The following is a 21977-nucleotide window of genomic DNA, read 5'->3' as shown; positions in this document are numbered from 1 at the left end:
AGTTCTGTTTGAAGGTAATTGCTCTGCATCTGCCCCAATTTCACCGGATTGAGGAGAACGACCGATGGTGGGGGGACGGTTTTACGGAATGGACCAATGTAAAAAAAGCCACGTCTTTATATTCGGGTCATTATCAGCCTAAGCAGCCGTTTCAGGGGAAATATTATGATCTTTCCGATCCAGATGTACGAAAGTGGCAAGCGGAAACGGCTAAACAGCATGGTATTTATGGATTTTGTTATTATCATTATTGGTTCAAAGGCAAGCGTTTGTTGGAAAAACCAGTGAATGAAATTTTGGATCGTGGGGAGCCTGATTTTCCGTTTTGTTTGTCTTGGGCCAATGAGACATGGACAAGAAAATGGGATGGGCAAGAATCCGATATTCTCATGGCCCAGAACTATGGGGATCGAGATGATTGGGAAGAACATTTTAATTATTTGGTAAAAGTATTTAAGGACAAACGATATATTCGAGTGGAAGGTAAGCCGTTATTTCTGATCTATCGGCCAGCCAGCATTCCTCGATGTGAAGAAATGATACGGTTTTGGCGAGAATTGGCTCTGGGACATGGTCTGGAAGGCATCCATGTTGTGCAGACCATTGGCGGGTTCCCTACATTTAATCATCAGATCTTTGATGCAAGCATGGAATTTGAACCGCATTACACGTTTGCACATGGACATATGAATGGGATCTGGATCGAAATGAGCATCAGGGGCCGACAGCATATTGCTGTGAATTACGACAAGGTATGGTCCTCCATTCTCGAACGAACACCACACCGTAACGGAGAAATTGTCTATCCAGGGGCTTTTGTCAATTGGGACAATACACCGCGGAGAGGTGTTGACGGACAGAGTACGCTCGGTGCTACCCCGGAGAAATTTGGGATGTATCTATCAAGACAGATGGAGAGAGCAAGGACACTGTACCAAAGTGAATATCTTTTTGTTAACGCCTGGAATGAATGGGCCGAAGGGGCATATCTTGAGCCGGATCAAAACTATGGTTACGCTTATTTGAGAGAGCTCAAAAAAGCAACTCAGCACGAACTAGTAAACAGAAACAGGTCTATAGGAGGGAGTTCCAAATGAGGGAACTCCAAATGAGGGAACTCTCTCTGAACTGAGCTTATTTATAAACCGTGTTTCATTGTGACTATCGTTTTTTGTCTGCGGTATTCCGTTGGCGTGAGTCCTGTATGCTTTTTGAACTGTCTGGAGAAATAGTACAAATCACTAAAACCGAGATGCTCCGCGATGGCAGTTATTGTGTTAGGGGTGCAGGTTAGCAGTTCCTTGGCTTTATCGATTTTTTTGCCAGCAATGTAGAGGATCGGAGGAAGGCCGATCTGCTGTTTGAAGAATCGAATGAAATAATTGGGATGCATGTAAGCAATCTGGGCCAGATCCTGTACCGAAATATTCTCTTCGATATTGGAATCAATGTAAGCCAGGATGGCAGATAATTTCTCCATAACAGGCACGTTAATAAAAGAAATCTGTTCCAGATCCAAGTTCATAAGATAGTGGGACAGTAACTCGGTCAGTTTGCTCTTGGCCATCATATGAGCATAGACTTCATCGGATTTTGCATATGTAAGGATGCTGCTGAAAATTTCTTGGATCAACTTAGGTTGATCTATCGTGCAGATATGTGGGAATTTCAGAATTTGGAACAAATTGATTCCCCCAACCTTCGCGCTAAAGTGACACCAATATTTGAGAAAAGGACGGTCATTAATGGCAGCGTAGGATTGTTTAATCCCCTCAGGCATTAATATAAGCTGATTAGGCGCAGGGTAATACTCCTCATCCCCAATCTTGAGCCAACCTTCACCTTCACATATGAAATAAAACTTGCTGTAATCGGGCGTGTAATCCAGATCCCGCCAATCCGTATCGCACCGATTGTAATTGACCATAAATAATTCGACTTGGAGATTAGACAGGTAGTTCGTAAGCAAAGTTTGGTGATTCATACTTTTCATCTCCATACAAGGTTATTATTGTCCATCTAAAAGTTAGTGTTCTGCATGTTTATCCTTCGGCCGCAGCACTACAATACAACTACAGACGATATCAGAAGGGATGAGAATATTTCATGGACAAACACGAATATATGCAACAGATTGAAGCAACAATTGCGAACGGTAAATTCAAGGACAACTGGAGTTCGCTAAGCGCTTTTCAAGTTCCCGAATGGTACCCCAAAGCGAAATTCGGCATATTCATCCATTGGGGACTGTATTCTGTCCCGGCCTATGATAGCGAATGGTATTCGCGAAATATGTACATACAAGGCACCAAAGCTTATGAGCATCACCTTGCGGTGTATGGACCTCATAAGGAATTTGGATATAAAGATTTCATTCCAATGTTTCGTGCAGAGAAGTTCGATGCAGACGAATGGGCAACGTTATTCAAAAAGGCCGGAGCCAAATATGTTATGCCAGTGGCTGAGCATCATGATGGATTTCAGATGTACAAGAGCTCTATCTCTCACTATAACACATATGAAATGGGCCCCAAACGGGATCTTCTGGGTGAGATGAAGACTGCGTACGAGAAGCAGGGGCTGACCTTATGTGTGTCGTCTCACCGCGCCGAGCACTGGTTCTTCATGTCTCACGGGAAGGAGTTTGATTCCGATATCAAGGAACCCCTAGAGCGTGGGGATTTCTATTGGCCAGCCATGCCTGAGCCGGATCATCATGATCTGTATGGTTCGCCTCCAACCGAGGAGTATCTGGAAGACTGGTTGATTCGCTGCTGCGAACTGGTGGATCAATATCAACCGAAGGTCTTCTATTTCGATTGGTGGATTCAAACGGTTGCGTTCAAACCCTATCTTAAGAAATTCGCAGCCTATTATTATAACAAAGGCGACGAATGGGGCGTTCCTGTAGCTATCAATTATAAACATGAGGCCTACATGTTTGGAAGTGCCGTTCCTGATGTGGAGCGGGGGCAATTCGCTGAGCTCAAGCCCTATTTTTGGCAAACCGATACGGCTGTCGCTAAAAACTCATGGTGTTATACGGAAAATAATAACTATAAAACGGCCGAAGAGATCATTCGGGATCTCGTCGATATTGTAAGCAAAAACGGAAATTTGCTGCTGAACATTGGACCTAAAGCAGACGGCAGTATACCGGATGAAGATCGCGACATTCTGCTTAGCATCGGCAAGTGGCTGGAAGTGAATGGGGAAGCGATCTATGATACGACATTCTGGCGCACGTTTGGCGAGGGACCAACAGAGGTGAAAGAAGGGCAGTTCACGGATGGAGATACAAAGATATTTACAAGTGAAGATATTCGATTTACGTTAAAAGAAAGCAATCTGTATGCCGCGGTTCTTGCCTACCCCGATAACGGAGTGATTCACATTAAATCGCTGAAGGAAGGTTCTCATCATTTTCAAGGCGTTATTCAAGACATTCAGGTACTTGGATACGAAGAAAAACCGCAATGGGAGAGAACTGCGGACGCACTGACGATCACAACGACAACTGTGAAGAGTAATGCGCCTATTGTTTTCAAAATTAAATTGGACTAAATCAACAAAGATCATTTTCAATACGGTTATATAAAAAAAAGGGCGCATCCAGGAGTTTCGTACTCATTGGATAGCGCTCTTTGGGCTGCTTACTTTTTAAAAACAATCGACAACTCTTCCGTTTGCTTTCTTCCGAATTCTGGGCAAGAGCAAGAAATGGTTGTTCACTCGCAGTTAGAAATATTCAGTTCATATTGCGAATATAATTCCTGTAAGTGCTGTCAGTTTGGCTCGACCGACTTCGTATTAAGTAGTAAATTGACTCACTAAGGAGGAGATCCCGACAGATGAAGCCAAAGAAACGTATAAGATTTGGTGGAAATATATTTAAGAAAAATAGAGGAGGAGAAGAACATCACAAGTGCTTTGAAATTGAAGCTAAAGAACTCTTCAAGCTGATTGGTGAATTGAAAGGAGCCCTTGTACAGGTTTTTGCCAATCCGACACCGCATAATGTTTCACTTCTGATCGAGGTATTGCGTAAACTACTGGCCCTAATTCATCATTCGGACCTGAAAAAGGGAACCCGGGCAGATCTCGAAGCAGTCTTGGAGCTCACAATCGTATCAGCAGAGGCCGTTCCATTTTCTCCGATCAGTGTAGGAACCAATTTGCAGCAATTGCTGGATGAGCTACTCTCTGTCATTTTACAGGGAAATATCGATCCAGCTGAGAAAGATCAACTGGTCATCTTGATCCGGGCGACCGAATTGGCTATCACAACAGGGCTTAGAAACGTAGGGAGTCAAGGTCCGGCTGGACCTGCAGGACCTGCGGGTCCTCAAGGCGTACCTGGTCCACAAGGCCCGGCTGGAGCTACTGGTTCTCAAGGTAGTGTAGGTGCTGCTGGTACAACGGGAGCAGCAGGTAACACTGGAGCTACCGGCGCAACGGGTGCGGCAGGCCCGGCGGGTGGTGCAACAGGACCGACAGGTGCCGCGGGAGTCACAGGCGATACGGGTGCAGCCGGAATTGCAGGAGTAACCGGGGCTACCGGAGCAACGGGGATTGCCGGAGTTACTGGCAGCACTGGTATTACTGGGGCTACAGGTTCAGGAGCTATAATACCGTTTGCTTCTGGCGGACCAGCCATACTTACAACTGTTGCTGGTGGACTTGTAGGAACGACAAGTCTCATCGGTTTCGGCAGTTCCGCAACAGGAATTAGCATTATCGGAGGCACGCTTGATTTAACCGGAACGCTTGTCGGACCTCTCATCAACTTCGCTTTCTCTGCTCCTAGAGATGGTGTGATAACATCCATTGCGGCCTATTTTAGTACCACAGCTGCCTTGACCTTAGTAGGTTCAACGGTGACGATCACTGCGCAATTATTCAGTTCTCCTGCACCAAACAATGCATTTACAGCAGTCCCGGGGGCTTTAGTGACATTGGCTCCGCCACTTACAGGTTTAATTGCTTTGGGGAGTATTTCTAACGGCATAACAACCGGATTGGCGATACCTGTGACAGCAGAGACACGTCTGCTGCTAGTGTTCTCCGCAACGGCGACGGGGCTTACTCTTCTGAATACTGTTGTTGGCTATGCAAGTGGTGGCGTAAACATTACATGATGCGATATAAATTTTGATCTGGGGCCGACTCAATCGTTTCTTTCAAAATCATAAAGTAACCCCATGACTCATGAGAGCCATGGGGTTTGAACTTTTTATACATAGCTGTGATATCTATTACTACCAAGCATTAATAGTAAATGTCATAGCTTCCACCATAACCATTGGGTGAGTAAGCCACAATTTTATGATACCCTTTCAAGTTCTCAAGAGTGATGCTTTTCGTTCCAAAATCAGACACCATTACTCTTCCACTTCCCTTCAGGGTTCCACTCATATCTTCAACATTAAACACATATTCCCCTGTTGTAAGAGGATTAAATCTAAAGGTGACACTTCCACTCAAGTAGATATCGGTACTATATCCTCCATTGAAATATTCTCTTATGGGATTTTGAGCAAAAATATTAATATCTTGTGCTTGTGACTGTTGTTGTGTCTGAACTTCCTGGGAAGAAGGGTTCATTAGCGTAAGAGCTTCATCAGCGAATACCGCTGGAACAGATGCTAAGAGCATCGCCATGGAAGAAAGAGCTGCAATTGCTGTTTTTTGATATTTTTTCACAATCCAACATCTCCTTAGGGTATATAAAATTTAAATTAGAGTAGAGTTCGTACTTTTCACAAAAAGACAAAAGATCAATAGAGCAGTAGCTTTCCTCACGGTCATTTCCTAGGATGAGAGTAAGGTTGATCTGGCGCCAAATGTATGTTACAAGATAATCGTACATTTAATTCCAAATATATACAATACGATTTGCTGGATTCTTTATACTATTTTTGTTAAATATATACTTTATTCATATATAGTTCACAAATTAACATTTATAAGATCAGGTGATTACGGAGAAGGGCCCCGCAACCCAAACGCACCATGAACGAAAAAGGTAACAGCAGGATAGATGTCTACTTGGCCCCTTGGTTTGAGTAGTAGCCTTGACCATCAAGACGTAGTTTCATAGAACTACTAAATTTGATCATTAAGCAAAATAGAATGCATAATTGCGAAAAAAGAGTATGAACGCGTAAGCGACATGAGACACATAAAAGCATTTAATAGGCTTAATTTCTATATTTTTCAATAAAAGTGCTTGTATATATCGAATAATGATTCTATACTATACCAATAAAATCCAATTAAATTCCTAATTGACTATTATATGTAATTTAAATGTTTGCACACTCACTCGAATCACGATCGAAAGTCATATTCACCACTCCTTAGAAAGCGTTCTGCTAACGCTCCTGATTACCCTTCCACATGAATGCTTATAGACATTCACACTCGTTTGCACAACTCAAACACTCAAACCTTTACTTTCTTGGCTTACCCGACTTATTCAATCTCCTAAACTTCCAAGTAAAAAAACATAGATTGATCTGTATATCTCTTCTTGACTCATATTGCTCCCTAACCAAACCTGTAAAGGAGGTGAGGCTTCATGTGATATCCAGGGCGTTTATTTCGTCCGCAATAAAGGCTAGTCTACCGTTTTATTCTCCAGAGAAGGGCATATGTACCAGACTAAATTACAAAACCGGGTAAAAGGAGTGGAAAAGTTTGATAAAGATTAATCGGTTACGCAAGCCTATCTCCATGGGGCTCTCGCTTCTCCTTGCATTTTCGATCATTCATCCGGTTTCAGCTGAAAACTCCACATCATCCAAATTGGATATGAAATCTGGACTTGCCAAAGTTTCGGAGTCCAAAGTAAACGCCAAGTTGACCAAAGAATTTGAGGGTAGTGAATATGTTACCTATCTGGTGAAAATGAAGGAACAGGTGGATACAGCAGCAGTCTCCAAGCAGGCCCTCGAAAAGGCGACCATCGCCAAACAAACGGCTTCAGCCACAAAGCTGTCTGTTCGGAATTCGGTCGTCAGCTCTCTGCGAGAAACAGCCTCACGTACACAATATCCATTGGAAACTTATCTGGAAAAGGAAATTGACCTGGGCAAGGTCAAAGAATATAAAAGCTATTTTATTGTCAATTCATTGGCAGTGACGAGTACCAAAGAAGTCATGGAACAGATTGCGCTGCTGCCTGAGGTGGAGAAGATTCTACCGAATGAGACACGATACTTACAGAAAGCCGAAGTGAGTAAAGAACCGGCGAATGTGGCACCAGGCAAAGATGCTGTACAAACGCCAGCTAAAGACTCTTCAGTCGGAGTTAAAGACAAGGAGCCTGCTGCCAAGGACAAGCTTGCGACTGAAAACGTGGAATGGAACCTGGATTACATCAATGCGCCAGCCGTGTGGGATCGGGGCATCGATGGAACAGGGATTGTTGTTGCCAATCTGGACAGTGGTGTGGATTATACCCACCCGGCGCTTCGCAGCAAATGGCGGGGACTGGATGCTTCGGGCAATATCGTTGATCCCGAACTAAGCTGGTATGATCCGCACAGTAATGCTTCCCTCCCTGCGGACGAAGACGGACATGGTACTCACACGATGGGTACGATGGTTGGCTCTGAAGCGGATGGCACCAACCAGATCGGGGTTGCTCCCGGTGCGAAATGGATTGGTGTACGGATATTCAATCCGGAAACAACGGATGCCATTATTCTGGATGGCGGACAGTGGTTGATCGCTCCAGTCGATGCGGAAGGCAATCTGCATCCTGAACTTGCACCGGACGTGGTAAACAACTCGTGGGGCGGAGGTGCCGGACTGGATGAATGGTTCCGTCCTATGGTGCAAGCCTGGCGTGATGCGCAGATTTTTCCGGAATTCTCAGCAGGAAATGTGAGACTGGGTAACCCGGGCGGACCTGGTTCTGTTGCTAACCCGGCTAACTATCCTGAAAGTTTTGCTACAGGAGCAACTGATATCAACGGAAATCTGGCTTCGTTCTCCCTACTGGGCCCATCCCCTTATGATGAGATCAAACCGGAAGTATCTGCCCCTGGTGTGAATATCCGTTCATCAGTTCCGGGCGGTGTATATGAGGGAGGCTGGAACGGAACATCCATGGCAGGTCCGCATACAACTGCCCTTGCTGCACTGCTGCTTCAGGCCAATCATTCCCTTACAGTGGATCAGCTGGAGCAGATCATTACAGATACAGCCACGCCGAGAACAGATAGTCAGTATCCGACCTCTCCTAATAACGGCTACGGTCACGGCATTATTAATGCCCTTGATGCTGTGGGTTCTGTACTCGAAGGAATCGGCACAGTATCCGGCAGAGTGGTTACAGCCGGAGATGATCTGGAAGAGCCAGTACTGGCACATACCCCTGTCAATTCAGCCTTTACAGGCATTGATATACCATTAACCGCTCATGTGACAGATAACGTCGCGGTAGTGTCCGTCGAGGCTTTTGCCAAAACGACAGGTACCAACCAGTACGTCTATCTGCCGATGAATCGAATTGCTGGAGATAACAAAGATGGGACGTATACCGCGACAATCCCTGCTTTTCTTATTGAACCGCAAGGTGTGGAGTATTATATCCGCGTAAATGATTACGGCAACAACGGATTCGAAAGTCAGGTATATAAAGTGGCTGTGTCCAATGGTGTTCAGCCAGGATACCTTCAGGATTTTGAAGAAGATCAGCTGGGCTTTACGACTGGCGGAATCGGAAGTACCTGGGTATGGGGAGCACCAAGCAGTGGTCCTGGAAGTGCATACTCCGGTGACAAGGTGATGGCAACCAATCTGCAAGGAACTTATGTGGCGAATAGCAATGCATATCTGCTTGCGCCGCCAATTGATCTCACCGAGAGTCCCGAAGGGGCATTGTTATCCTTCAAGCACTGGTATGACTTGGAGAATAACATCGACTTCGGCAAGGTATACATCGCTTCCGAGGATAGCGATTTTGTGTTCCAAGAACTGTTAACCTTCACGGGTACAGGTGGCAATTGGAAGACACAATATGTGGATCTTCGCGAATACGCGGGACAGCAGGTATTCATCAAGTTCAATCTGACGAGTGATAATTCATTGCAAAAGGCTGGCTGGTACATTGATGATTTCGCTGTAGAAGAGCTGGATGAGATTGCTCCGGGCGCACCTGCCGGATTGTCTGCGACGGCCGATATTCTTGGTAATGTAGCCTTGAGCTGGACTGGTCCGAACGATGAGGATCTCGAATCCTATATCGTATATCGCTCCACAACCGCAGGTGCAGGTTATGAATCCATTGGAACTGCAACAGGAACAACGTATACAGATACGGCTACGGTGACAGATACGACGTATTACTATACCGTTGCCGCACTTGATTATAGTGGCAATGAAAGCGATAAATCGAATGAGGTCTCCATTACAGTAGAGGTGCCTCAGGATATCTACATCGATCATTTCGATGGCAGTGATGATAATGGCTGGACTCATTCAGGAACCAAGGATGAGTGGGAACGCGGCATTCCGGTAACGGGACCAGCCAGCGCGTTTTCTCCACCGAATGTCTGGGCGACTGATCTCGACAATACGTACGAGAGTGGCTCCAACTATTCACTCGTATCTCCGGTCATTGATTTGACGGACGTGTCCGAAGGAACACTCACGTTTAATCATTGGTACGAGATTGAGAGTGGATACGACTTCGGGTATGTGGAAGTCACCAAGGATGGTGGAACCACATGGTCAGAACTGGGCAAATTCTCACATAGTACAAACGGTAAACAATGGACACCCGTATTTTATGATCTGGATGCACTTACCGGTAATGAAGTTCAATTCCGGTTCCGCCTGTCCTCAGATAACAGTGTTGTGAAGACAGGCTGGTTCATTGATGATTTCCGAGTACTGGGAGTTGCTGCGGAGACGGTAACGGAGGACAGTGCGGTTGTGCTTAACAATGACAAACCTAAACCGTCCTATGATAATCCATGGTACAAAATTTCGCGGACTGACAAAGCAGAATTTAACAAAACGAAACAGCAACAACCGGAAGTTGAAAAACCGGAAACAGGTTCGGTTAATCCACAAAGCCTGCCTGCAAGTGCAACGGTTACCGTACTGGAAACCGGACGTTCGGTGAAGACGGATTCAGCTACAGGCAAGTATAACTTCACACACGTAGCAGGTGATTACACGTTAAAAGCTGAAGCATATGGATATTATCCTCGAACTCAGCAGGTAACGATCACCGATGGCAGTGGAGCCAAAGCCAACTTTAATCTGGAGGCAATCCCGCATGGGCAGATTGAAGGTGTAGTAACGGATGAGCGGACTGGACAACCTCTGGCTGATGCTTCCGTTCTCGTGGTGGAAGATGCCAATGTAGGCGAAGTCCACACAGGTTCAGATGGCAGCTTCAATATTCAGGTACTGGAAGGAAGTTATACTCTGTCCATCCGTGCTGCTGATTACTACAGTAAAACCGTTACTGTAACTGTACCTGGTAATGGTACGGCAGAGGCGAATGTTGCCTTGAAACCGTTCATCGGTTTTCCAGGGGAAATTGCTTATGATGATGGAACAGCAGAGAACGCACGAGCTTTTAACGCTGCGGATAACGCATGGGCAGTTCGAATGACACCAGAGCTGGAGACCGCTCAACTGACAGGTGCATCGTTCCGATTTTGGAACACCGAATGGCCTGTGCCTGGAGGTACAACGTTCCAATATGCCGTATATGATGCATCGGGTGCGGGTGGAGCTCCGGGACGACAGCTGGCTGGACCATTTGATGGCACTGCACTTCGCAATGATCAGTGGACAACTGTCGAATTCCCGGAACCGGTCATTGTAACGGGTGATTTCTATATCGTGTATGTACAGAGCGTAGCCGGAACAAGCGCTCCGGGACTCGCTACCGATGAGAATGGTACGAATGCTGGCCGAAGCTGGCAGCGTGTAAGCGGAGCATGGAGTACTTCACCGATAGAAGAAGGCAACTACATGATTCGTGCAGTCGTGAGATATCCGGTAAATGCACCTGTGCTCACAGTACCTGCAAACACGTATACGAATCAATCGACTTTCACTGTGTCGGGAACGTCTCCAGCATCTGGAGCTCAGATCAAGATCTACAACGGCAAGGATCTAGCTGGCACCACAACGGTGGCAAATGGGAAGTTCTCATACGATGTGAAGCTCCGTTCTGGCATTAATGCGATTACTGCTGAGGCAGTGGTAGATGGAAAAACAACGGACCGTTCACTCCCCGTTGTCATTATTCTGGATCAGACCAAACCACAATTGACGATTCTCACGCCAGCTCAAGGGGATCGCATCAATGCAGAAGTTGTTCACGTAACGGGTAATGTCGTGGAACAATTCCTCGATAAGGTAACCGTTAACGGACAAACCGTACAAGTGGGTAAAGACAGAAGCTTCAGTCACCGTGTATTGGTCAATGAAGGCGAGAACACAATTACCATCACAGCAACCGATATCGCTGGTAACAAAACGACCGTAACCCGCACTGTCTATGTGGAAACGGCGTTGCCAGAACTTACGAATATCACTCCGGCTGAGGATGTTCGAATCACATCAGGGGAGAGTGTTACCGTTTCATTTGACAGTAAACCTGGTCTGCAAGCCTCTTTCCGTATTCAATTACCTTTGAATCTGAATGCCCAAGGGGCAGGAGAGATTCCATTGGTAGAGACTGAACCTGGTCGTTACACGTGTACGTACACAACACCTTCATCCCTTGTTCTGGATGGTGGAATCATTGTGATTCGCGCTCAGGATGCAGCAGGCAACAAAGTAGAGGCTGAAGCAGCTGGACGATTGTTCGTCAGCGCAGCACAAGAACAATCAGTTCCAGAACCAGATTCCAGCCCTGAAGAAACTGAAACGGAAGTGGGTCCACCGTCCGCTGAGGGTCTGCAACCTTAATTATGCAAAGTGTGACATGGATGAAAACTACGTTTTGACCATTTAAGCAAGAAGCCGATAAGCCGAGGTATCAGGGCTTGTCGGCTTTTTGTTGTATCTCGATTCACATCTGACGCCTAAGATTAATGAAGCATCCATCGGGATGCTTTTTCTTTTACTCTCACATGGCAGCAGGTGAGTCGTCTCTTTCTTCACATTAATGATATAACATGATATATTAGGATGTAGAACATGAGAAGTATGGGTATTTATGGAGGTGTTTGTATTGGGGAAAGACTCGGCATCCAAGCCGATGTATGAACAGATCTTTGAATCCTTGCGCGAACGGATACAGCTTCATCAATATCAAGTGGGTGAGCGTGTTCCTTCGGAAAAGGAATTATGTGATGAATTCGGAGTTAGTCGGATTACAACTAAAAAAGCACTTGAAATGCTGGCGAGTGAACAATTAATTGTTCGTCAGCCGGGACGGGGTTCTTTTGTAGCCGACACAGCAGATGTGTTACAAGAATCTAACAGGACTGCTCCGCGTGCTGCGATTAAAGATTCAGAGAAGAAGCTGCTCATTGGTCTGGTCATTACTAACTTCAGCGACATGTATGGTACAGAACTGTTATATGGGATGGAAGAAGCTTCGCGAGAGCATGATTGTTTTCTCGTACTTAGACGCTCTTTCGGGATTCCCGAGCAGGAGGAACAGAGTATTCAGGAACTGCTGGAACTGGGTGTGGACGGATTGATTATTTTCCCGGCACAGGGTGAATATTTCAGTGATGAGATTCTTAAACTGGTCGTTAACAAATTCCCATTTGTCCTGATCGACCGATACCTGAAAGGCATTCCGGCTTCATCTGTCAGTACGGATAATGTAGGCGCGGCGCGAGAAGGGATGAATTATCTATTCGATCTCGGTCACCGACATATCGCTTTTCTGACGCAGCCTCCGGCGAACACTACACCGATTGAAGAACGAATTGAAGGAATCATTGAGGCTCATCACGATCAAGGGGTGCTGGTGAACAGGGAACTGTGGTTAGAATCGTTTCTTTCGACACTGCCAAGTGTGTTCGATCCTCAAGTCGAGGTCCGTGATGTGGAGACACTGGTGGAACATTTACAGAAATACCCCCAGATTACTGCACTCTTTGCTGCGGAGTATCATATTGCTTTACTTGCAGAACAGGCTGCGGATCGGCTTGGTCTGAGGATACCGGAAGATATGTCCATCATTTGCTTTGACAGTCCAAACGCTGCCGAAGGAAGCCGTGTAACACATATGAGACAAAGCCAGTTTGATATGGGAAAGCAGGCGTTCGAGATGGTGCTTCAGAGTATGCAGAACAACGAAATGGCAGTGAACAGGGTTATTTTGCCTGCCCGTTTGGTGAAGGGTAAGTCAACGAGTATGGTGAAACAAAAGGGTTAATTTTAGCAACTTAATATTCATTGTGTTCAATCAGGGACTTCGTGTAAACGAGGTCTCTTTTTTGTGCGGATAAAATGGGGAGAACCGCTTTAAATGGTATACTATTTAGTGTCCTTAAATTAAAATAACATGCTAATATACAAATAAATATATTGACATAACATTATATTCGTTTTAGGATGATGAAAGCGGTTAACAAATTGGATTACATAAGGAGGACAACATGCTGACACCCAGAGATGATCAAGAAATTTCCCCCTCGATATACGACATGATTGATCAGGTTAACAAACGTATGCCGGACCATCCGGAACTTAATCAAATGTTCAAAAATTGTTTTACCAATACGATGGCGACCACAATTCAGCGCAAAGAAGATGGAACCACTTTTGTGATTACGGGAGATATCCCTGCCATGTGGTTACGAGATTCTGCCGCTCAGGTCAGACCTTATCTGATTCTCGCTTCAGAGGATGAAGATATCGCCGACATGATCGCTGGGCTGGTTGAACGTCAACTGAATTATATTCTCCTGGACCCTTATGCAAACGCTTTTAATGAGACGGAGAGTGGAAAAGGACATCAGGAAGACCTGACGCAGATGAATGATTGGATCTGGGAACGGAAGTATGAAATCGACTCACTGGCTTATCCGATTCAGCTCAGTTATCTCTTGTGGAAGAACACGGGAAGAACAACTCAATTCAATAATACGTTCCGTAAAGCAGCCCAGATCATCATGCAGTTATGGCAAGTGGAACAGCATCATGAGACGAAATCACCCTACACGTTCCAACGTCTGGATGCTCCCGAAACCGATACGCTCAGTCGTGAAGGGCGAGGTACTGAAACAGTCTATACCGGCATGACCTGGTCGGGATTCCGTCCTAGCGACGATCGCTGTGAATATGGTTATCTGATTCCATCCAATATGTTCGCCGTTGTGGCGCTTCGATATCTGCAGGAAATTGCTGAAGCTGTGTTCGAGGATAAAGCGCTGGCAGCGACTGCACAGCAGTTGGAGGAACAAATCAACAAAGGAATTCAGGATTATGGCACCGTTGAACATCCGGAATATGGAACCATATATGCCTACGAAACGGATGGGAAAAACAATCACAATCTGATGGATGATGCCAATGTGCCGAGTCTGCTGTCTTTACCTTATCTCGGATATGTGGAAGAGAACGACGAGGTGTATCAGAATACACGCCGTTTCATTTTATCCACGAACAACCCGTATTTTTATGAGGGAACAGCAGCAGCAGGAATCGGTAGTCCGCATACACCAGAAGGGTACATCTGGCATATCGCTTTATCGATGCAGGGGCTGACTACAGCGGATCGCAACGAAAAACTGCGATTGCTCCAGCTTATCCAACAGACGGATGCGGGCACCGGACTTACCCATGAAGGCTTTTCGGCTAACGATCCACATGAGTATACCCGCCCATGGTTTTCATGGTCCAACATGCTCTTTAGTGAACTGATGATGGATTATTGCGGATTCCGCGTAGAGAAATAGGATTGCGCACAGAAATAGATAGGAAAGCAAGAGAGAACCTGCAAGTACATCATAACGTTCGGAGTTCGTTGAATTCCGACAAGAGGAGAGCAAATCATGAGAAAAATATCATTGAAAATGCCGGTAGCAGCAGTTATGACATCCTTGCTCATTCTTACTACAGCCTGTTCGGGCGGAAGCTCGAGCACAGGCACAACCAGTGACGGTAAGAAGGAAGTAACTGTATCGTTCCGTTCTTCAGGATCTGAAGATACACTTACGAAGTTTTTCCAATCCGGTTTGGTGGATCAATTCGAGAAAGAAAACCCGGATATCAAAATCAACATTGCGCCCGTACTGGCAAGTGAAGGCGATTATACCTCCAAAATGGTTCTGCAAATGAAATCGCCGGATACGGCGCCTGATGTTATTGCCGAAGATACGTCCATCATCAAATCTGATGCTGCTGCGGGATATCTGGAGCCGCTGGACACACAGGTTCAGGGATGGCCCGATTGGGAAGAACATATCATCGACAACCTGAAGGCAGGGGTTACCGGAGAAGACGGCAAAGTGTATGGCGTTCCTGCTACCTCGGATACACGCGGAATCTGGTACAACAAGGAACTGTTTCAACAGGCGGGCCTGGAAGTTCCATTCAAACCTGCAAGCTGGGCAGAGGTACTCGAAGCAGCACGTACCATCAAGCAAAAGTTTCCGGGTGTGACGCCACTTAATATGATCGTGGGCAAAGCAAACGGTGAAGGTGTCACCATGCAAACACTGGAAATGCTGCTCTATGGTACTGCGGATACGCTGTATAACGACACGAGCAAGAAATGGGTCGTTAACAGCCCGGGCCTGCTGGATTCTTTCAAATTCATAGATCAAGTGTTTAACACGGATAAAACAGGTCCGACCATGCAGGTCGCTTTGAATGGACAAGCTGGCAGTATTGCATTCCAGCAACAGTTCCCGCAAGACAAATTGGCGATGGCTGTAGATGGCAGTTGGGCAGGTTCGACATGGGCCGAGAACGGTGCTGCTCCAATTGCCAACGTTGAAGAGAAAATAGGCTTTGCACCATTCCCAACACATAATGGCGAAGAACCTGGGGCAACTACGATGTCTGGAGGGTGGGCTTGGTCTGTTCCTGCACAAGCGAAAAATAAGGAAGCAGCTTGGAAATTTATCGAGTTCCTGATGAATAAGGAAAATGCGACTGCTCGTGTAGTGGCGGAAGGCAGCCTCAGCCCACGTAATGATTCCACGGAAGTTGAAGGTTATACGGATCGTCCATATACCAAAGAAGCACAGGAACTCTTGAATGTGGCCCACTTCCGTCCAGCGAACGATCAATATGCAGCGGTATCCGCGCAATTGCAAAGCATTGTTGAGAGTATTGCATCTGGCAAGCTGACGCCGGAAGAGGGAATTACACAATTGAAGGACAACGTATCCCGTTCCCTTGGCGCGGACAGCATCGAAGAGAAATAAGGATATCGATATATTCGGAGGGGGAGGCACAATCTCCCCTTTTTCCGGTTCGAATGGAGAGTGACTTATGAAAAGGAAAGCACCAGGCTCATTTCTGTTTCTCATGCCTTCCGTACTGTTATTACTTGTGTTTTTCATTGTTCCCATCATTCTGACGATCTGTTTTGCCTTTACGAATATGGCTCTGACCGGTGCGGCAGCCAAGAGTTTGGAGTTTGTCGGATTCCAGAATTTCATTAATATGTTCCATGATCCGGACTTTCGGATTAGTGTCTGGCGTACGCTGGTCTTTCTCATCTTCTCCGCAGTGATTGGTCAGGTATTGCTTGGTTTCATTCTGGCTCTTCTAATGAAGGAGAAAAATGTGACGTTCCGCCGGGTCATTGGCATCATCGTCATTGCTGGTTGGGTGACACCCGAGATTGTTGTGGCATTCTGTATGGTCGCCTTTTTCAGTGACAATGGTTCATTGAATCAGATCCTCGGCTGGTTTGGAGCGAATCCGGTCTCCTGGTTGTTCAGTTTCCCTATGGTGAGTGTCATTATCGCGAATATCTGGCACGGCACAGCCTTTTCGATGATGGTCTATCAGTCGGCACTGGATGATATCCCGAAGGAAGTTGAAGAAGCTGCGATTATCGACAGTGCCACCGGGTTCCAGATTGTCAGACACATTACGATTCCAATGGTAAAAGGGTCCATCGTGACCAACATGATGTTGGTTACCCTACAGACACTCGGTGTGTTCACGCTGATCTATACGATGACCGGTGGTGGCCCGGGTACTTCGACACAAACCTTGCCGATCTTCATGTACAATCAGGCCTTTGTGAATTACCAATTTGGATACGGCACAGCCATATCTCTGGTTCTCCTGTTCATCGGTATTGTCGCCAGCCTGTTCTACATGCGATCCATGAAAGTGAAAGTGTAACCATGAAGGAGGTTCGATCCCTATGGTCAAACATGGGCTTCAACGCAAAATCCAGTACGGGATTCTAGTTTTTCTAGGGCTCTGTTTTTTATTGCCGCTGCTCTGGATCATTCTGGCTTCATTTGACCCGAACGCGCAACAGGGTATCAAAATGCCCAGTACCTGGACCATTCAAAATTTCAAGGATGTACTCGGGGATTCGAGCAATCTTCGTTCATTTGGTGTGGGCCTGATTCTGTCGGGAGGGCAAGCGATATTGGTTGTTCTGGTATCTGTTCTTGCTGCGTATCCATTATCCCGTTATGAAATGAGATTCAAAAAAAGCTTCCTGTTATCTATTCTGTTCATGACAGCACTTCCGATTACTGCCGTGATGGTTCCGGTATTTCAGATGTTTCTGTTCTTCAAAATGCAAAATAGCATCATTGCCACGATGCTGTTCCTGACCGCATCTTCACTCCCTTATGGTATCTGGATGATGAAAAACTTCATGGATTCGGTGCCCATTGATTTGGAAGAATCGGCTTGGATTGACGGCGCGTCCGTATGGAATGGCTTGAGACGAATCGTAGCACCATTGATGCTGCCGGGAATTGCAACAATAGCGATATTTACCTTTTCGGGAAGTTGGGGCAACTTCTTCGTGCCCTACATCCTGCTCCAGACACCGGAGAAACTTCCGGCATCGGTCACGATTTATCAATTCTTCGGCAGCCACGGCATGGTTGAATACGGCAGATTGGCTGCATTTTCACTACTTTATACGACGCCATCGGTTGTGCTATATATCTTCTCCCAGCGTTACATGTCCAAAGGCTTCAGCATGGGCGGGGCAACCAAAGGTTAATGACAGGAGGTACACAACATGACAATCAAAAAGACGGCACATCTCATATCGCATACCCATTGGGACCGGGAATGGTATATGCCTTATGAACACCATCATGTACTGCTCATTGAGCTGATGGATAAACTGCTGGACACGCTCGATCAGGACCCGGAATATCGTTATTTCCATCTGGATGGGCAGACGATTATTCGTGAAGATTATTTGCAGGTTCGGCCCGAACAACAGGAGAGGCTCGACCGTTATATCCGCGAAGGACGCATACATTTTGGTCCATGGTATGTTTTACAGGATGAGTTTCTGACCAGCAGCGAGGCCAACTTGCGTAATCTGCTCATCGGTCATCGTGATGCTCGACCTTTGGGTGTGATATCCAAGACGGGATATTTTCCAGACTCGTTCGGAAATATGGGACAGGCACCGCAGATTCTGCAACAGGCGGATATTCATAACGCGATCTTCGGGCGAGGGGTTAAGCCTACCGGATTCAATAATGCCGTGGTTGATGCGGATAGTTACGAATCTCCCTACTCCGAGATGATCTGGCGTTCGCCGGATGGTTCGGAAGTGCTCGGCATTTTGTTCGCGAATTGGTACTGTAACGGGATGGAAGTTCCGGTTGATCCAGAGAAAGCCCAAGTATATTGGGATAAAAATCTGGAAGATGCCGAGAAATTCGCCTCAACCCCACATCTGTTGTTCATGAACGGTTGTGATCACCAGCCGATCCAGACGGATCTGCCCGAGGCTTTACGTACGGCAGCTTCCTTGTATCCGGATGTGGAATTTATTCACTCCAATTTTGACGATTACATTGAGGCAGTTACGAAAGATGTGCCTGAACATCTGGCGACCATTGAAGGTGAGCTTCGCAGTCAGCACACGGATGGTTGGGGAACACTGGTGAATACGGCATCCGCACGGGTGTATCTGAAACAGTTGAATCAGCAGGGGCAGACATTGCTTGAAAAGGTAGCCGAACCACTGGCCGCCATGGCCCACATAGCCGGGGTGAAACATTATCCGCACCATCTATTGACGCATGCATGGAAGATGCTGATGCAGAACCACCCGCATGATAGCATCTGCGGATGCAGTGTGGATGAGGTCCACCGTGAGATGGTGACCCGCTTCGCCAAGAGCAGACAGCTTGCAGAGAAATTGGTTTCCCAGAGCGCGCAGGCGATTGCTGAGTCCATTCATGTGCAACCTGCTGAGGTTTGGGGAGAAGAAGCGGTACTGTTCACTGTATTCAACACGAGTGGATGGAATCGAAATGGCATCATGGAGATGGATCTCATTGTGGACAAAGCCTTTTTCCTGGAAGGGCCTAATCCTCAGGCGCTTGCACAGAAGGTGGAGAAAGATGCACTTCCAGCGTATCAACTGGTCGATTCGGATGGACACACGTACTCGGCAGAAATCAAGGATTTGGGTGCACATTTTGGCTATGAACTTCCGAAGGATCGTTTCCGACAGCCCTATATGGCTCGTAAAGTAAGAGTGACTTTCCAGGCGGTGGATGTACCTTCGCTGGGTTATAAGACATATGCTCTCATTCCGGTTCAGAAGCAAACAGAGAGTGCTGAGATTGTTGAAGTACCCGATACGAGCGAAGTCATCCAGGTGCAGGGAATGATGATGGAGAACGGTCAATTGAGGGTGACTGTTGAAGAGAATGGTACGGCAACGATTGAAGATAAGGTCTCCGGTGCTGTGTACAGGGGATTGAATTCATATGAAAATACCGGTGATATCGGCAATGAATATGTCTACCGTCAACCTGAGGGAGAGACAACGCTGACCACGGAGCATCTGAAGGCAGACCTTCGGATTGTGGAGCAGTCTCCGTATCGGGTGGTCATGGAAAGTGTATTACGCTGGGATATTCCTGCTGGAGCAGATGAACTGTTCGAGCTGGAGAAACGCCATATGGTTCCTTTTACAGAACGGAAGGCACAGCGAGCCCCGAACACTGTTCCGTTGGTTATTACGACAACGTATACATTGGAAGCAGGCAGTAATATGGTCAAGGTAAAATCTGACTTTAACAATCAGGCCAAGGATCATCGACTGCGGGCACTCTTTCCATCGGGATTGGTGACAGAGGATCATTATGCAGATTCCATCTTTGAAATTGCCAAACGTTCCAATACACCGGCCAAAGAGTGGGTGAATCCGAGTAATGCGCAGCATCAGCAAGCATTTGTACATGTGACCAATGGTGATTATGGATTAATGATTGCAAACAAAGGGCTGAATGAATACGAGATTTTACAGCATGAAGAAGGTAGTACGATTGCGGTTACGCTGCTGCGCGCCTCTTCGGAACTAGGAGATTGGGGTGTGTTTGAAACACCGGAAGCCCAATGTCTGGGACCTCAGAGTGTGGAATATGCGATTATTCCATTTGCAGGTGATGCGGCACAGTCAGGTGCATGTGCATCCGCATACGTGTATCCGATTCCGTGGACGACTGTGCAGCTAGGGGCACTCGCGTATACATTTGAGCAAGAAGGTCATGCCGGAGCTAATGGGCAGAAGGTTGAATTACCTCTAACGAAGCAATGGTTAGCGTGGAATTCGCAAGGTTCGACACTGGCCTTCTCCACATTGAAGATCGCAGAGGAAACCGGAGATTTGATTGCTCGCTGGTATAATCTGAATTCCGAACCGCTTGAATTGAACGTACAGCCTGGATTTGAATGTGCCTCTGTTTACGAGAGTGATGTGCTGGAACGTGTTAAGGGTGCCTTGAAGGAACATAGGCAGATGGTATCCGGGTACAAAATTGTTACACAAGGTTACAAGCTTTGTTGAGTATGTAATTACAAACAGCAGAGCACTCTTTCATGATGGCGTAATGTCGATGAACAGATTTTTCTTCATTAGAAGTCACTATTCAAGCAGCTTTTTCGTATTATCAGGTTAGCCAGTAATTACTGGTTGGCCTTTTTTTTGGTTGGTTTACGATGGGGGGGTGTCGGGAGAACGTGGCGGCTTTAGGGACGTGGACCTTGTAACAAAAACAGTTCCCATGACCTACAAAAAATCATGTTTGGATATGTGAAGCCCCGTTGAACATGGGGCGATACGTTTACAGAGCTCCAGCATGTCACCCGGCAACATGAGTTTGTTACCGGACTATACGTTCAAGCCAGGTTGAACAGCAGGGCCTTGGGTATATGTTTGTATTGAAAACCAAAAGCAGTCCCATTCAAACACCTTCCTGCCATTGGCATTGTATGAAAACGAGCGTTTAAATAATCAAGAAGCCTTCGTTCAGTTGAGTACCAAACGAAGGCTTCTTGATTAATCTGGAATGAAGTATTTATCTTACTGTATATTCAAACGTTTGATCCTGAATTTTAATTTCTGCTTTCAACGGTTTATCGCTTTTGGCCACTTCATTCGGGATCTCTACAAGATAGTAAATCGTTCCGGTTTTGAGCGGGTCTATATCAGTAATGTTCGTCTAGGTAAAGTCTTCGCCGCCCCGTTTTTCGATCGTACTAAACGTATCATAATCATACTTATTGTCGTATTTCAGACCGACCTCCGCGATTTTGTCTGCGGTAATACCTTCCGTACTCAAGTTTTTCGCTTTGAGGATCAGTGCAAAATAGCTAGAGTCCGCTTCTTTTGATTGATAGTATGTATAAAATCTACCTGGTTTGGATGGCTCTATCTTTTTAGCAATCTTATTCGAAGTCACGGTTATGTCAGCGAAATCGTCGACTGGCTCAAGAGGGGAGTCCCCCCCCCAAGAATCTATAGGAGTTTTGGGATATGTACTCTGTAAATTCAGTCTTTAGTAGGAGGT

At 46.3% G+C, this 21977-nt stretch carries 12 protein-coding genes; 10 read left to right on the top strand and 2 right to left on the bottom strand.

What is annotated here, in order from left to right; all coding sequences use genetic code 11:
- Positions 1-8 precede the first annotated feature (8 nt).
- Positions 9-1097: a glycosyltransferase WbsX family protein gene (locus tag FE296_RS29710; protein ID WP_150367377.1), complete on the top strand. Its 1089-nt coding sequence runs from the start codon at positions 9-11 to the stop codon at positions 1095-1097.
- 41 nt (positions 1098-1138) lie between these two features.
- Here the strand turns inward: FE296_RS29710 and FE296_RS29705 are convergent, their stop codons facing one another.
- Positions 1139-1984: an AraC family transcriptional regulator gene (locus FE296_RS29705; RefSeq protein ID WP_150367376.1), complete on the bottom strand. Its 846-nt coding sequence runs from the start codon at positions 1982-1984 to the stop codon at positions 1139-1141.
- A gap of 122 nt (positions 1985-2106) precedes the next feature.
- On the opposite strand from FE296_RS29705, the gene FE296_RS29700 reads away from it, so the two are divergent.
- Together FE296_RS29700 and FE296_RS29695 are read left to right on the top strand one after the other, a co-directional pair.
- Complete coding sequence (locus FE296_RS29700; protein ID WP_150367375.1) at positions 2107-3564, top strand: alpha-L-fucosidase; 1458 nt, start codon at positions 2107-2109, stop codon at positions 3562-3564.
- Positions 3565-3851: 287 nt separating this feature from the next.
- Positions 3852-5138: an exosporium glycoprotein BclB-related protein gene (locus tag FE296_RS29695; protein WP_150367374.1), complete on the top strand. Its 1287-nt coding sequence runs from the start codon at positions 3852-3854 to the stop codon at positions 5136-5138.
- Positions 5139-5268: 130 nt separating this feature from the next.
- On the opposite strand, the gene FE296_RS29690 is transcribed toward FE296_RS29695, so the two are convergent.
- A complete protein-coding gene (locus FE296_RS29690; RefSeq protein WP_150367373.1) occupies positions 5269-5703 on the bottom strand; it encodes a hypothetical protein in 435 nt (144 codons plus the stop codon).
- Positions 5704-6699: 996 nt separating this feature from the next.
- Between FE296_RS29690 and FE296_RS29685 the strand changes: the two genes are divergently transcribed.
- The 7 genes from FE296_RS29685 (at position 6700) to FE296_RS29655 (ending at position 20974) form a co-directional block, all read left to right on the top strand.
- Entirely contained in the window at positions 6700-11946 is a 5247-nt protein-coding gene (locus tag FE296_RS29685; RefSeq protein WP_150367372.1) for a S8 family peptidase, read from the top strand.
- 256 nt (positions 11947-12202) lie between these two features.
- On the top strand, positions 12203-13372 hold the full coding sequence (locus FE296_RS29680) for a GntR family transcriptional regulator (RefSeq protein WP_317889441.1): 1170 nt from the start codon (positions 12203-12205) through the stop codon (positions 13370-13372).
- A 223-nt stretch (positions 13373-13595) separates the two neighbouring features.
- Positions 13596-14897 (top strand): glycoside hydrolase family 125 protein, encoded by a 1302-nt coding sequence (locus FE296_RS29675; RefSeq protein ID WP_150367371.1) that lies wholly within the window; start codon positions 13596-13598, stop codon positions 14895-14897.
- A 96-nt stretch (positions 14898-14993) separates the two neighbouring features.
- Positions 14994-16373 (top strand): extracellular solute-binding protein, encoded by a 1380-nt coding sequence (locus tag FE296_RS29670; RefSeq protein WP_150367370.1) that lies wholly within the window; start codon positions 14994-14996, stop codon positions 16371-16373.
- 67 nt (positions 16374-16440) lie between these two features.
- Positions 16441-17307, top strand: a complete 867-nt coding sequence (locus FE296_RS29665; protein ID WP_101314027.1) for a carbohydrate ABC transporter permease — start codon at positions 16441-16443, stop codon at positions 17305-17307.
- 22 nt (positions 17308-17329) lie between these two features.
- The gene (locus FE296_RS29660; RefSeq protein WP_017688662.1) at positions 17330-18154 is read left to right on the top strand and encodes a carbohydrate ABC transporter permease; all 825 of its coding nucleotides are present in this window, start codon (positions 17330-17332) and stop codon (positions 18152-18154) included.
- Between the two features lie 18 nt (positions 18155-18172).
- The gene (locus FE296_RS29655) at positions 18173-20974 is read left to right on the top strand and encodes an alpha-mannosidase (RefSeq protein ID WP_150367369.1); all 2802 of its coding nucleotides are present in this window, start codon (positions 18173-18175) and stop codon (positions 20972-20974) included.
- Positions 20975-21977: the final 1003 nt, after the last annotated feature.

The organism is Paenibacillus sp. UASWS1643 (assembly GCF_008693195.1).
In the GTDB taxonomy this organism is placed as follows: domain Bacteria; phylum Bacillota; class Bacilli; order Paenibacillales; family Paenibacillaceae; genus Paenibacillus; species Paenibacillus amylolyticus_B.
Note: the sequence above shows the minus strand (reverse complement) of the source record. Positions and strands in the feature narration are given on the sequence as shown.

Bases quoted from the DNA above. Each gene is read 5' to 3' on its own strand.
- FE296_RS29670 (WP_150367370.1), top strand. From the start codon at position 14,994: ATGAGAAAAATATCATTGAAAATGCCGGTAGCAGCAGTTATGACATCC.
- FE296_RS29675 (WP_150367371.1), top strand. From the start codon at position 13,596: ATGCTGACACCCAGAGATGATCAAGAAATTTCCCCCTCGATATACGAC.
- FE296_RS29655 (WP_150367369.1), top strand. From the start codon at position 18,173: ATGACAATCAAAAAGACGGCACATCTCATATCGCATACCCATTGGGAC.
- FE296_RS29695 (WP_150367374.1), top strand. From the start codon at position 3,852: ATGAAGCCAAAGAAACGTATAAGATTTGGTGGAAATATATTTAAGAAA.
- FE296_RS29660 (WP_017688662.1), top strand. From the start codon at position 17,330: ATGGTCAAACATGGGCTTCAACGCAAAATCCAGTACGGGATTCTAGTT.
- FE296_RS29705 (WP_150367376.1), bottom strand. From the start codon at position 1,984: ATGAATCACCAAACTTTGCTTACGAACTACCTGTCTAATCTCCAAGTC.
- FE296_RS29700 (WP_150367375.1), top strand. From the start codon at position 2,107: ATGGACAAACACGAATATATGCAACAGATTGAAGCAACAATTGCGAAC.
- FE296_RS29665 (WP_101314027.1), top strand. From the start codon at position 16,441: ATGAAAAGGAAAGCACCAGGCTCATTTCTGTTTCTCATGCCTTCCGTA.